Source organism: Rhodoferax sp. GW821-FHT10B06, assembly GCF_059415605.1.
Genome location: NZ_JBWKNO010000004.1, coordinates 229,646 through 242,265, shown reverse-complemented (window position 1 = coordinate 242,265; position 12,620 = coordinate 229,646). Strand labels below are relative to the sequence as shown.

13 protein-coding genes are annotated in these 12,620 nt (G+C 64.1%); 9 read left to right on the top strand and 4 right to left on the bottom strand.

The window, feature by feature from the left end:
• Positions 1–64: 64 nt before the first annotated feature.
• Together AC07O2_RS08505 and ppnP are read left to right on the top strand one after the other, a co-directional pair.
• Positions 65–412, top strand: a complete 348-nt coding sequence (locus AC07O2_RS08505) for an arsenate reductase (RefSeq protein ID WP_495075303.1) — start codon at positions 65–67, stop codon at positions 410–412.
• Positions 413–538: 126 nt separating this feature from the next.
• On the top strand, positions 539–856 hold the full coding sequence (gene ppnP, locus AC07O2_RS08500; RefSeq protein WP_490592364.1) for a pyrimidine/purine nucleoside phosphorylase: 318 nt from the start codon (positions 539–541) through the stop codon (positions 854–856).
• A gap of 153 nt (positions 857–1,009) precedes the next feature.
• Here ppnP and murB read toward each other — a convergent pair whose 3' ends face one another.
• Positions 1,010–2,050 (bottom strand): UDP-N-acetylmuramate dehydrogenase, encoded by a 1,041-nt coding sequence (murB, locus tag AC07O2_RS08495; protein WP_495075302.1) that lies wholly within the window; start codon positions 2,048–2,050, stop codon positions 1,010–1,012.
• 63 nt (positions 2,051–2,113) lie between these two features.
• Between murB and AC07O2_RS08490 the strand changes: the two genes are divergently transcribed.
• Genes AC07O2_RS08490 through AC07O2_RS08480 form a run of 3 tightly spaced genes read left to right on the top strand, consistent with a single transcriptional unit; the run spans position 2,114 to position 4,286 of the window.
• The gene (locus tag AC07O2_RS08490) at positions 2,114–2,599 is read left to right on the top strand and encodes a YajQ family cyclic di-GMP-binding protein (RefSeq protein WP_495075301.1); all 486 of its coding nucleotides are present in this window, start codon (positions 2,114–2,116) and stop codon (positions 2,597–2,599) included.
• Entirely contained in the window at positions 2,599–3,249 is a 651-nt protein-coding gene (locus tag AC07O2_RS08485; protein ID WP_495075300.1) for a retropepsin-like aspartic protease family protein, read from the top strand. The genes AC07O2_RS08490 and AC07O2_RS08485 overlap by 1 nt, the downstream gene beginning before the upstream one ends.
• 44 nt (positions 3,250–3,293) lie before the next feature.
• Positions 3,294–4,286: an HD-GYP domain-containing protein gene (locus tag AC07O2_RS08480; protein WP_495075299.1), complete on the top strand. Its 993-nt coding sequence runs from the start codon at positions 3,294–3,296 to the stop codon at positions 4,284–4,286.
• Here the strand turns inward: AC07O2_RS08480 and plsY are convergent.
• The 3 genes from plsY to AC07O2_RS08465 all read right to left on the bottom strand — a co-directional run bounded on the left by plsY (position 4,283) and on the right by AC07O2_RS08465 (position 6,893).
• A complete protein-coding gene (plsY, locus tag AC07O2_RS08475; RefSeq protein WP_495075298.1) occupies positions 4,283–4,930 on the bottom strand; it encodes a glycerol-3-phosphate 1-O-acyltransferase PlsY in 648 nt (215 codons plus the stop codon). The two genes, AC07O2_RS08480 and plsY, sit on opposite strands and share 4 nt — an antisense overlap.
• A 194-nt stretch (positions 4,931–5,124) precedes the next feature.
• Positions 5,125–5,616 (bottom strand): aminoacyl-tRNA deacylase, encoded by a 492-nt coding sequence (locus tag AC07O2_RS08470; protein ID WP_495075297.1) that lies wholly within the window; start codon positions 5,614–5,616, stop codon positions 5,125–5,127.
• Positions 5,617–5,831: 215 nt separating this feature from the next.
• On the bottom strand, positions 5,832–6,893 hold the full coding sequence (locus AC07O2_RS08465) for an aldo/keto reductase (protein WP_495075296.1): 1,062 nt from the start codon (positions 6,891–6,893) through the stop codon (positions 5,832–5,834).
• Positions 6,894–7,014: 121 nt separating this feature from the next.
• On the opposite strand from AC07O2_RS08465, the gene AC07O2_RS08460 reads away from it, so the two are divergent.
• The 4 genes from AC07O2_RS08460 to pepN all read left to right on the top strand — a co-directional run bounded on the left by AC07O2_RS08460 (position 7,015) and on the right by pepN (position 12,616).
• Complete coding sequence (locus tag AC07O2_RS08460) at positions 7,015–7,953, top strand: alpha/beta fold hydrolase (protein WP_495075295.1); 939 nt, start codon at positions 7,015–7,017, stop codon at positions 7,951–7,953.
• A gap of 162 nt (positions 7,954–8,115) precedes the next feature.
• Positions 8,116–9,220, top strand: a protein-coding gene (prfB, locus tag AC07O2_RS08455; RefSeq protein ID WP_116605790.1) for a peptide chain release factor 2 whose coding sequence is annotated in 2 segments (ribosomal slippage) — positions 8,116–8,196 and positions 8,198–9,220 — 1,104 coding nt in all. Because the reading frame shifts where the segments join, the coding sequence is not laid out codon by codon here.
• Entirely contained in the window at positions 9,220–9,909 is a 690-nt protein-coding gene (locus tag AC07O2_RS08450) for an HAD family hydrolase (protein ID WP_495075294.1), read from the top strand. The genes prfB and AC07O2_RS08450 overlap by 1 nt, the downstream gene beginning before the upstream one ends.
• The gene (gene pepN, locus AC07O2_RS08445) at positions 9,899–12,616 is read left to right on the top strand and encodes an aminopeptidase N (protein ID WP_495075293.1); all 2,718 of its coding nucleotides are present in this window, start codon (positions 9,899–9,901) and stop codon (positions 12,614–12,616) included. The genes AC07O2_RS08450 and pepN overlap by 11 nt, the downstream gene beginning before the upstream one ends.
• The last annotated feature ends 4 nt before the right edge of the window (positions 12,617–12,620 follow it).

Genomic DNA, 12,620 nt, shown 5'->3' with positions numbered 1-12,620 from the left:
TGCAAAAGATGCTACGAAATACATAGCTTTCGGCAATGCTTCTACCCTCTGGAATAATCCGGCCATGATTACCCTCTACGGCATCCCCAACTGCGACACGGTCAAAAAGGCCCGCGTCTGGCTCGACAACCACGCCCTGCCCTACACCTTCCATGACTTCAAGAAAGCCGGTGTGCCGGCCGACCGACTGGCCGCCTGGACCCAGGCGCTGGGCTGGGAAAAGGTCTTGAACCGCCAGGGCACGACCTGGCGCAAGCTGGACCCGGCGCTGCAGGCCAGCGTGGTAGATGCGGCCAGTGCCGAGGCGGTGATGCGCGAACACGCCAGCACCATCAAACGGCCGGTGGTGGAATGGGGCGACAGCACCACGGTGGGCTTCAGCGCCGACGCCTGGGCCGGCAAAGCCCCCTAAAAGCAGCGCCCGGCCGCCCTAGAATCGACGGGCGTGCCAGCCAAGATTTAAGCCAAATATGCCTCGCGCGCAGATATTACCTGCGCGAGCAGCTATGAAATTGATAGTTAATCCAGGAAACCAAGCATGACCACCGCAAAGATCGACAACGTCAGCGTTACCACCCAGGCCAGCGTCTACTTCGACGGCAAGTGCATCAGCCACGGCATTACCTTTGCCGACGGCACCAAGAAAAGCGTGGGCGTGATCCTGCCAGCCACCCTGACCTTCAACACCGGCGCGCCCGAAATCATGGAAGGCGTGGGCGGCGAATGCGAATACCTGCTGACCGGCGCCACGGAATGGCTGAAGTCGGGCGCGGGCGAAAAGTTCAGCGTGCCCGGCAACAGCTCGTTCCAAATCCGCGTAACCGCCCCCTACCACTACATCTGCCATTTTGGTTGAACACCCCCAGGCTAGCCCACTGCCTCGGAATCGGTTTGTAAAACCGAGAACGCAGGTGGCCGCCACCCCCCTTGCAGGGGGCGATGCCAGCAGCCCGGCAAAGCCGGTTCTGCGGCATCTCTGGAAGGGGATTCCTGCGCCAGCCGTGGCGAGCTAGACAACTACCGGCTCGGGCTCCAGGCGGATGCCGAAGCGTTCGTAGACGCTGGTTTGTATGGCCTTGGCCAGGGTCATCACCTCGCCGCCGGTGACAGGGTTGTCGGTGCCGCCGCGGTTCACCAGTACCAGGGCCTGTTTTTCAAACACGCCGGCGTTGCCCACGGTCTTGCCCTTCCAGCCGCAGGCGTCTATCAGCCAGCCGGCGGCCAGCTTCATCGTGCCGTTGGCCAGCTGGTAGTACACCACGCGCGGGTCGCGGGCGATGATGTCGGCGCATTGCTCGGCGCTGACGGTAGGGTTCTTGAAGAAGCTACCGGCATTGCCGATGACCTGCGGGTCGGGCAACTTGGCACGGCGGATCTCGCAGATCCAGTCGAATATCTGGCGCGCCGCGGGCTGCTGGACGCCGGTGGCGGCCATTTTCTTTTCCAGATCCAGGTAGCCCAGCACTGGCTTCCAGTTCTTGGGCAGATGGAAACGCACGCGGGTGATCAGCGCCCGGCCCTCCAGACCCAGGCCACCCTGGTGCTTGAAGACAGAGTCGCGGTAGCCGAACGCACACTGCGCGGCGTTCAGGCTGAAGCTGGCGCCGGTGGCCAGGTCCACCGCATCCAGCGAATCAAAACGGTCTTGCAGCTCCACGCCGTAGGCACCGATGTTCTGCACCGGGGACGCACCCACGGTGCCGGGGATGAGCGCCAGATTTTCCAGGCCTGGGTAGCCCTGGTCCAGCGTCCAGGCCACGAAGTCGTGCCAGGCCTCGCCGGCGCCTGCCTCGACCACCCAGGCCTTGTCGGTCTCGGCCAGCAGGCGCTTGCCGCGTACCTCCACCTTCAACACCACCGGCTTGACGTCGCCGGTCAGCACGATATTGCTGCCGCCGCCCAGCACGAATTTGGGCTGCGCGGCCAGGGCGGCATCGGCACGCAGCGCCTGCAGATCGGCCTCGCTGGCCACGCGCACCAGGGTGTGGGCGCGGGCCACAATGCCAAAGCTGTTATAGCTGCGCAGGGGAACATTTTTCTCGATTAACATGGCTGGATTGTCCCACCGCGACCTGCTTTGCCGTGGCCGCACACCCGATTCAGAGAAAAAACCATGCCTTCATTCGACACCGTTTGTGAACCCGACTTGCCCAAAGTGCGCAACTCGGTAGACAACTCCGCCAAGGAAATCACCACCCGCTTCGACTTCAAGGGCACGTCTGCCAGCATCGAGCTGAAAGACAAGGAAATCACCATCATCGGTGACGCCGAATTCCAGCTCGACCAGATCATGGACGTGCTGACCAACAAGATGACCAAGCAAGGCGTGGACGTGAAGTTCCTGGACAAGGGCGACGTGCAAAAGATGGGCGGCGACAAGGTCAAGCAGGTCATCAAGGTGCGCAACGGCATCGAGACCGAAGTCGCCAAGAAGATCACCCGCGCCATCAAGGACAGCAAACTCAAGGTCACCGCCGCCATCCAGGGCGACGCGGTGCGCATCACCGGCGCCAAGCGTGACGACCTGCAGGCCGCCATGGCGCTGATCCGCAAAGAGATCACCGACCTGCCGCTGAGCTTCAACAACCAGCGCGACTGATGTCTACCCGCTCGCGCCTGTGCCTGGTCGCGGTATCCGCCGGCCTAACCTTGGGCGCCAGCAGCACAGCGCAGGCCCAAAGCGTAGCCCTGGGCGGCATGCTGGGCGGCAAGGCGCTGCTGATGGTGGACGGCAAGCCGCCCAAAAGCGTGGCCCCCGGTGACACCTACATGGGCGTGAAAGTGGTGACCGTTTCTTCCGAAGAGGCCGTGGTGGACATCGCTGGCAAGCGCGCCCATCTGCGCATGGGCGAGTCGCCGGTAAGCGTGGGCGAGCGCGGCGGCAAGAAAATCATGCTGACCGCCGACAGCCAGGGTCACTTCATAGGCGCAGGCAAGATCAACGGCCAGGCCATGCAATACCTGGTGGACACCGGTGCCACCGTGGTCAGCATGGGCGTGTCCGACGCCGAGCGCATGGGTGTCAATTACAAGAACGGCCAGCAGATCCGCATGAACACCGCCAACGGCCAGGTACCGGGCTGGAGCATCCGCCTAGCCTCCGTGCGTGTGGGCGATGTAGAGCTGACCGAGGTAGAAGCCGTAGTGACATCCGCCTCCATGCCCTATATATTGCTAGGCAACAGCTTTCTGACCCGCTTCCAGATGACGCGTACCAACGACCAGCTGGTGCTGGAAAGACGCTACTGAACCCACGCTACCGGTCTTCTCCTGGCCTCTTGTTTGTGACCTCCATGCCACCGCCCTCTACCGACGTGCCCCACCCCCAGGAGGCGGACTACGAAGACCTGCTGAGTCTGTGGGCCGACCTGCAGGCCGGCCTGTCCATGGTGCTGGCCCAGCCGCGCCATACCGCCGACCTGGCACGCAAAATCCGCCAGTACGATCTGTGGATGCAGAACCTGCTGCGGCAGGACACCGACACCGGCCTGTACCTGCTGTTCCAGCTGGCCACCAATTCGGCCGTCGGCTACAGCGCCCTGCACGCCCTGGTGTGCGCTGTGCTGTGCCATGTCACAGCCGAAGAGCTCAAGCTGAAGCCCGTTGAACGCGACAGCCTGGTGCGCGCAGCCATGACCATGAACATCGGCATGACCACGCTGCAAGACACCCTGGCCCTGCAGACCAACAAGCCCAGCGACGCCCAGCAAGCACTGATACGCGGCCACGCCAGCGCCAGCGCCACCCTGCTGCGCGCCATGGGCGTGAGCGACTACCTGTGGTTGGACATTGTGATCAACCACCACGGCCCGGCCACCAGCAAGGCCGAATTCCAGCAGCTGGAACCCGTCTACCGGCTGACCCATATCCTGGGCGTGGTGGACCGCTACGCGGCCATGGTCAGCCCGCGCAAATCACGGGCAGGCCGCAGCATGGCGGAAACCGTGCGCTCCATGCTGGCCAATGTGCAGGTCCGCAACGACCCGGTGGGTGCAGCCCTGGTCCGGGCCATAGGCCAGTGCCCGCCCGGCACCTTTGTGGCCATGGACAACGGTGATACAGCCCTGGTCCTGCGCCGCAGCGCCACAGCCAACCAACCCCTGGTGGCCACGCTGCTCAACGCCAAAAACCAGCCCTTCATACCACCGCGCCTGCACCGCACCTCCACCAGTGCGCCCAAGGTGCAATCCGCACTGCCGGCCAATACCGTGAAGACTCGCATCAACCACCAGCGCCTGCTGCGCCAGGGCATTCAGGCGGACCGTGGCGGCCCCCAACTGGATTAGCCCAACTTAGCCGGCTTCTTCTTGCCCTGGCCCAGGCGCGATTCCTTGCCCTGCAGCAGACGAACGATGTTCTCGCGGTGGCGCAGCACCAGCAGCGCCGCCATCACGCATAGCGACACCAGAATGCTGGTCTCGGTGTACCAGAAGCCACCACTGCCCAGCACGTAGAACACCGGCGCCAGCAAGGCTGCCGTCAACGAGGCCAGGGACGAGAAGCGGAACGCATAGGCCATGAACACCCAGGTCAGCATGGCCGCCAGCCCCAGGGCCCAGTGCACGCCCAGCAGTACGCCCAGCGCCGTCGCAACGCCCTTGCCGCCTACAAAGCGGAAGAACACCGGGAACAAGTGGCCCAGAAACGCCGCCAGCCCCACCAGCGCGATGCTGCCGTCCTCCAGCCCCCAGCGCGGGCCGTACCAGGTGACCAGGGCGACCGGCAACCAGCCCTTCACGCCGTCCAGCAACAGTGTGGCAATCGCTGCCTTTTTGCTGCCCGAGCGCAGCACATTGGTGGCACCGGGGTTTTTGCTGCCAAAGGTGCGCGGATCGCTCAAACCCATGGCGCGGCTGACGATGACCGCAAACGACAAAGAGCCCAGCAGATAGGCGGCCAGGGTGGCGAGAAGGGGGTAAAACTTTTCCAAGAGGGGTCTCCAAACTTGGACGCATTCTAGTTTTCCAAGCGGCCCCCAATGTAAATCCGGGGCATCACTCCAGAAACACCGCAGAACCGGCTTGGCCGGGCTGCTGGTGTTGCCCCCCTGCAAGGGGGTTGGAGGCCACATGCGTTCTCGGTTTTACAAACCGATTCCGGGGCAGTGGGCAAGCCTGGGGGTGTTCAGAGCGGAATTGCGCAGTTCACCGGTTTCGCGTCCAAGAGCTGCACGCAGACCTGCGGGTCCAGCCCGATCAGGTAGCCGCGCCGCCCGCCGTTGATGGCGATGCGCGGCAGCTCCAGAATCGCCGCCTCGATATACACGGGCATGGTTTTGCGCGTGGCGAACGGCGAGGTACCGCCCACCAGGTAGCCGCTATGCCGGTTCGCCACCTCGGGCTTGCACGGCGCCACCGACTTGCAGCCAATCTGCCGCGCCAGGTTCTTGGTGGACACCGCACGGTTGCCGTGCATCAGCACGATCAGCGGCTTGGCCCGCTCGTCCTCCATCACCAGCGTCTTGACCACGCTGAACGGGTCCATCCCCAGCACCTCGGCACTGTGCTGCGCTCCGCCATGCTCCAGGTATTCGTATGGATGCTCGGTAAACGCCACCTTGTGCGCCCGCAGCAGCTGCGTTGCCGGTGTTTCGGAAATATGCTCGTGTTTGGCCATGGCCAGAAATTTATAAGAAATAAGCCCCTAGCGCAGAAGATACCTGCGCTAGCAGCTATTTAAAACATAGCAAGCAAAGAGCCACCCAAAATGCCGATTGACGCCCCCGCCCCTTCCAAGGAACCCGCGGGACCGGCTCCGCCGGCCCGCTGGGTTCGCCCCCTGCAAGGGGGTTGGCGGAAACGCGCAGCGTGGAGCCTGGGGGTGAGCCAAAGTCACTGCGCCGGGTCGCGCAACTCCCAGCGGATCTTGTCCACCTCGGCCAGCACTTCGGACGTCAGCTTGGTACCCCAGGCAGCCACGCATTCGTCCAGCTGCGCCAGCGAGGTCACGCCGATGATGGTGCTGGCCACCTGCCACTTGGTGTAGCAGAAAGCCAGGGCCAGCTGCGTAGGCGTCAGGCCATGGGCGCGGGCCAGGGCGTTGTAGCGGCGCGCAGCGGCCAGCGACTCGGCGCGGCCCCAACGCTGCTTGCGCATGGATTCAAACTTGGCCATGCGGCCCTCGGGTGCACCCGGCCCGGTGGTACCGGACGCGTCGTACTTGCCGGTCAGCAGGCCAAAACCCAGCGGCGAATAGGCCAACAGGGACACACCCAGGCGGTACATGGTCTCGTCCAGGCCGTTCTCCACCGTACGGTTGATCAGGCAATACGGGTTCTGCACCGTGGCCACGCGCGGCAGGCCGTGCAGGTCGGCCAGGCGGGCAAACTCGTGCACGCCGTAAGGGGTTTCATTGGACAGGCCCACTGCGCGCACCTTGCCCTGCTTGACCAGGGTGGCCAAGGCCTCCAACTGCTCTTGGATGGAAGCCACCGGCAGGTCTTTTTCGGGATCAAAGTACACGCCGCCAAAGGCCGGCACATGGCGCGCCGGCCAGTGGATCTGGTACAGGTCGATCACATCGGTGCGCAGGCGATGCAGACTGCCGTGGCAGGCGTCGATGATCTCGCCGCGCGTCAGGTCGGCACTGCCGTTACGCACCCAGGGCATGCCGCGCGACGGGCCGGCCACCTTGGTGGCTAGCACCACCTTGTGGCGCAGACCGGGGTGCTGGGCAAACCAGTGGCCGATGATGGTCTCGGTAGCGCCATAGGTTTCGGCGCGGGCCGGCACCGAATACATCTCGGCCGTGTCAATGAAGTTGATGCCGTGCTCCAGCGCACGGTCCAGGATGGCGTGGGCATCGGCCTCGGCCACCTGCTCGCCAAAGGTCATGGTGCCCAGGCAGATCGGGCTGACTTGCAGGTCGCTTTGACCCAGTTGTACTTTTTTCATGGTTGCGGGTTCCCAAAATCCCCAAAAAAATGGCGGTGCGCCCCTCAAATGCAGGAGGCACCGCTTGTTTTGGCATCCTACCGCAAGGCGCCAGAACACGTGCTGCCGCTACCATGAGACCATGTACGCCCCGCAACGCATTTCCCGCAGCCACTGGCTACCTATCCGCACCCTGCGCTACCACGTGCGCGAATGGGGCCAGCCCGTGCCCGGCCAGCCGCCGCTGGTGCTGCTGCACGGCTGGATGGACGTGGCCGCCAGCTTCCAGTTCATGCTGGACGCCATGGACCAGGACCGTCACACCATCGCCCCCGACTGGCGCGGCTTTGGCCAGACTGACAGCGGCGGCGCCGACAGCTTCTGGTTCCCCGACTACCTGGCCGACCTGGAGCTGCTGCTGGACCACTACGCCCCCGGCCAGGCGGTGGACCTGGTGGGCCACAGCATGGGCGGCAATATCGCCATGATGTACGCCGGCGTGCGGCCCGAACGTATCCGCCGCCTGGTGAATCTGGAGGGCTTTGGCATGCCGGCCACCCGCGCAGCCCAGGCCCCGGGCCAGTTCGCCCGCTGGATCGACGACCTGAAGGGCCTGCATCGCGGCGAGGTGCAGCTGAAAACCTATGCCGACCTGGGCGGCGTGGCCCAGCGCCTGATGAAGACCAACCGCCGCCTGCAGCAGAGCCAGGCCGACTGGCTGGCCCAGCACTGGGCCCAGCCCACCACCCAGCCCGACGGCAGCAGCGCCTGGCAGATCCTGGGCGAGGCGGCGCACAAGCTGCGCAGCGCCCAGCTGTACCGGGTGGACGAGACGCTGGCCCTGTACCAGCGCATCACCGCGCCCACGCTGTCCATAGAAGCGTCAGACGACAGCCTGGCGCAGTGGAGCCAGGGCCGCTACACGCGGGAAGAATTCCACCAGCGCCTGCAGTCGGTGCCCAACGTCCGCGTGGCCGTGGTGCAGGACGCCGGCCACATGCTGCACCACGACCAGCCCCAGCAGCTGGCCCGGCTGGTGGAAGACTTTCTCGATACGCCGCTGGAGCATCTGCAAAAATAAGCATCCTTTAGGCCGCTAGCGCAGACACTACCTGCACAAGCCGCTTTCATTTATATAGCATTCATGCGGCTGTAAAGCGCGTGAGAAAATAATGGGTTCAGCCACCGGCTCACCCTACTTTCCAGCTCGCGGAGCCGGCAAGTGCACTCTAGGAAGACTCTCATGGAAGCAGAACGCATCAACACCATTGGCAACCAACTCAGCAGCCTAAGCGTGCGTACCGAAGATTTACGGAGGTATCTTTGACGTCGATGCCAAAGCCGAGCGCCTGCGCACCGTCAATGCATCGCTAGAAGACCCCAGCGTCTGGAACGACCCAAAGAAGGCCCAGGAACTGGGCAAAGAGAAGAAACTGCTCGACGGCGTGGTGCTGGCGCTGGAAAAGCTCACCCGTGAGCTGGCCGACAACACCGAGCTGTTCGAGATGTCCAAGGAAGAAGGCGACGAAGACGGCCTGCTCACCATCGAAACCGAGACCGCGGGCTTGGCCACGGAGGTCGAAGCGCTGGAATTCCGCCGCATGTTCAACCAACCGGCCGACCCCCTGCCCTGCTTCCTGGACATCCAGGCCGGCGCCGGCGGTACCGAAGCCTGCGACTGGGCCAGCATGCTGCTGCGCCAGTACCTGCGCTACGCCGAACGCAAAGGCTTTACCGCCACCGTGGAAGACCTGACCGACGGCGACACCGCCGGCATCAAGGGCGCGACCATCAAGATCGAGGGTGAATACGCCTTCGGCCTGCTGCGCACCGAGACCGGCGTGCACCGCCTGGTGCGCAAGAGCCCGTTCGACTCGTCTGGCGGCCGCCACACCAGCTTTGCCAGCGTCTTCGTCTACCCCGAGATCGACGACTCAATCGAGATCGAGATCAACCCCAGCGACGTGCGCACCGACACCTTCCGCGCATCCGGCGCCGGCGGCCAGCACATCAACAAGACCGATTCGGCCGTGCGTTTGACGCACATCCCCACCGGCATCGTGGTGCAGTGCCAGGATGGCCGCAGCCAGCACAGCAACCGCGACGTGGCCTGGAAGCGCCTGCGCTCGCGCCTGTACGACTTCGAGCTGCGCAAGCAGCAAGAGGCGCAGCAAAAGCTGGAAGACACCAAGACCGATGTGGGCTGGGGCCACCAGATCCGCAGCTACGTGCTGGACAACAGCCGTATCAAGGACCTGCGCACCAACGTCGAAGTCTCGGCGACCCAGAAGGTGCTGGACGGCGACCTGGACATCTTCATCGAAGCCTCTTTGAAACAAGGCGTTTAATGCAAGCTCTTTTCGCGCAGCCCACCAAGGCCATCATCTTCGACATGGACGGCACCATGATCGACTCCATGCCGCACCACACTTCCACCTGGCTGGACTTTGCCCAGAAGCACGGTGTGGACATGGAGATCGACGAAATCATGCGCCGCACCACCGGCCGCACCGGCCTGGAATGCGTGCGTCTGCTGCTGGACCAGCCGGATATGGACGAGCCCCAAGCCTGGGAGCTGGTGCACGAGAAAGAGCAGTTGTACCGCGACATCTTCGGCCCCATCTTCAAGGAAGTGGCCGGCTTCAGCGCCTTCTACGCCGCCACCCGCACGCGTGGCCTGAAGGTGGGCGTGGGCACGGCAGGCGACATCCACAACGTGGAATTCGCCCTCGGCCATCTGAAGATGAACCCACCGCCCGACGCCATCGCGCGCGGCGACGAGGGCCTGACCGGCAAGCCCACACCCGCTATCTTTTTAGCAGCAGCTGAGCGCATAGGCATTGCGCCGGAACACTGTATCGTGTTCGAAGATGCGCCCTTTGGCATAGAAGCTGCACGCCGCGCCGGCATGCGTGCCGTCGGCATCTGCAGCACCAATACGCCCGACGAACTGGCCGGGCCGCACGTGATCACCTGCGTGCGCAACTACGACGAACTCTTGCAATCGAATTTTCTGGGGAACCTCCATGTATCGTGAAGGACAGGCGACAGCCATCCACCGGGCAGACTACACCGCACCGGCTTTCTGGATCGACACGGTCGAGCTCTGCTTCGACCTGGACCCGGCCAAAACCCGCGTGCTCAACAAGATGCGCATGCGCCGCAACCCCGATGTGCCCGCGCAGGCGCTGCGCCTGGACGGCGAAGAGCTGAACCTGGCGCGCGTGCTGGTCAACGGCCAGGGCGCATCCTTCAAGATCGAGGGCAACCAGTTGGTGCTGGGCAGCCTGCCGAGTGCCGACGAAGGCGCTTTTGATCTGGAAATCTTCACCACCTGCGCGCCCATCAAGAACACCAAGCTGATGGGACTGTTCGTCAGCAACGACACCTTCTTCACCCAGTGCGAGGCCGAGGGCTTCCGCCGCATCACCTACTTCCTGGACCGCCCGGACGTGATGGCCAGCTACACCGTGACGCTGCGCGCCGACAAGGCCAAGTACCCGGTGCTGCTGAGCAATGGCAACCTGGTGGACCACGGCCCACTGGACGATGGTCGCCACTTCGCCAAGTGGGTGGACCCGTTCCGCAAGCCCAGCTACCTGTTCGCCCTGGTGGCCGGCCAGTTGGTCAGCCGCGAGCAAAGCATTACCGCGCGCAATGGCAAAGAGCATCTGCTGCAGGTGTTTGTGCGCCCCGGCGATCTGGACAAGACCGAGCACGCCATGCATTCGCTGATGGCATCGATCGCCTGGGACGAAGCCCGCTTCGGCCTGCCGCTGGACCTGGAGCGCTTCATGATTGTCGCCACCAGCGACTTCAACATGGGCGCCATGGAAAACAAGGGCCTGAACATCTTCAACACCAAGTTCGTGCTGGCCAACCAGGCCACGGCCACCGACACCGACTACGCGAATATCGAATCGGTGGTGGGCCACGAGTACTTCCACAACTGGAGCGGCAACCGCGTCACCTGCCGCGACTGGTTCCAGCTCAGCCTGAAAGAAGGCCTGACCGTCTTCCGCGACCAGGAGTTCAGCCTGGACCTGTGCCGCGACCCCTCGGCCAAGGCCGTCAAGCGCATCGAAGACGTGCGTGTGCTGCGCACTGCCCAGTTCCCCGAAGATGCTGGCCCGATGGCGCACCCGGTGCGGCCCGACAGCTACATCGAGATCAACAACTTCTACACCGTCACCATCTACGAAAAAGGTGCGGAAGTGGTACGCATGATGCAGACCCTCGCTGCCTCTGCGGCGACTCAAACCTCTGGGCGCGATGGTTTTGCCAAGGGCATGACGCTGTATTTCGAGCGCTTCGACGGCCAGGCCGTGACCTGCGACGACTTCGCCCAGGCGATTGCCGACGCGAACCCTCAGTCCGATCTGGCGCGCCTGCTGCCCCAGTTCAAGCGCTGGTACAGCCAGGCCGGAACGCCCCGCGTGCAAGCCACCGGCGTCTACGACGCAGCCGCGCAGAGCTATACGCTGACCCTCGCGCAAAGCTGCGCCCCCACGCCCGGTCAAGCACAGAAAGAGCCGTTTGTGATACCCATCGGCCTAGGCCTGCTGGCACAGGACGGCAGCGCGCTGGCCCTGCAAACCGCCGACGGCAGCACGCTGGCCGAGCCCTACACCTTCGTGATGCACGAGGCGACGGAAACCCTGACCTTCGTTAACCTGGCCGCAGAGCCCGTGCCCAGCATCCTGCGCGGCTTCTCGGCACCGGTGACACTTGCCTTCGACTACACCGATGCGCAGCTGCTGACCCTGCTGGCGCATGACACGGACGCCTTCAACCGCTGGGAAGCCGGCCAGCGCCTGGCGGTTCGCTCTGCTATTGCATTGATAGCTAGCGACGCAGATATTACCTGCGCCAAACCGCTAAACGATGCCTATATTGAAGCCATGCGCAGCGTACTGCGCCATCCCGCGCTGGATGCGGCCTTCAAGGAACTGGTGCTGACCCTGCCGTCCGAAACCTATCTGGCTGAACAGCTGGACGTGGTGGACCCGCAGCGCATCCACGCCGTGCGCGAAGCCATGCGTAGCCAGCTGGCCCACGCCCTGGCAGACGACTGGGCCTGGGCCTACGAGACCTACGGCGATACCGGCGCCTACCGCCCCGACCCGCTGTCCAGTGGACGCCGGGCCCTGGCCGGCATGGCGTTGACCCATCTGTGCCTAGCCGCCTTGACCAACGGTGACACGATATGGCCGGGTAAGGCCTACCAGCGCTTCAAGGATGCGGGCAATATGACCGACCGCTTCAACGCCCTCAGCGCCCTGGTGTCCAGTGGCAACGCCCTGGCCGCCCCGGCGTTGCAGCGTTTCCACGCCCTGTTCAAGGACGAGGCCCTGGTGTTGGACAAATGGTTTGCCCTGCAGGCCGGCGCCACCGACCGCAATGGCAACATCCTGCCTGCCGTGCGCCAACTGCTGAAGCACCCCGACTTCAGCCTGCGCAACCCGAACCGGGCGCGCAGCCTGGTGTTCAGCTTCTGCAGCGCCAACCCCGGCGCCTTCCACCGCCGCGACGCTGCAGGCTATGTGTTCTGGAGCGAGCGCGTGATCGAACTGGACGGCATCAACCCCCAGGTCGCCGCCCGACTGGCGCGCGCCCTGGACCGCTGGAAGAACCTGACCGAACCCTATCGCAGTGCCGCCCGCGAAGCCCTGGCCCGCGTGGCCGCCAAAGCCGACCTCAGCAACGACGTGCGCGAAGTAGTTACGCGCGCACTGGCCGACTAAACAA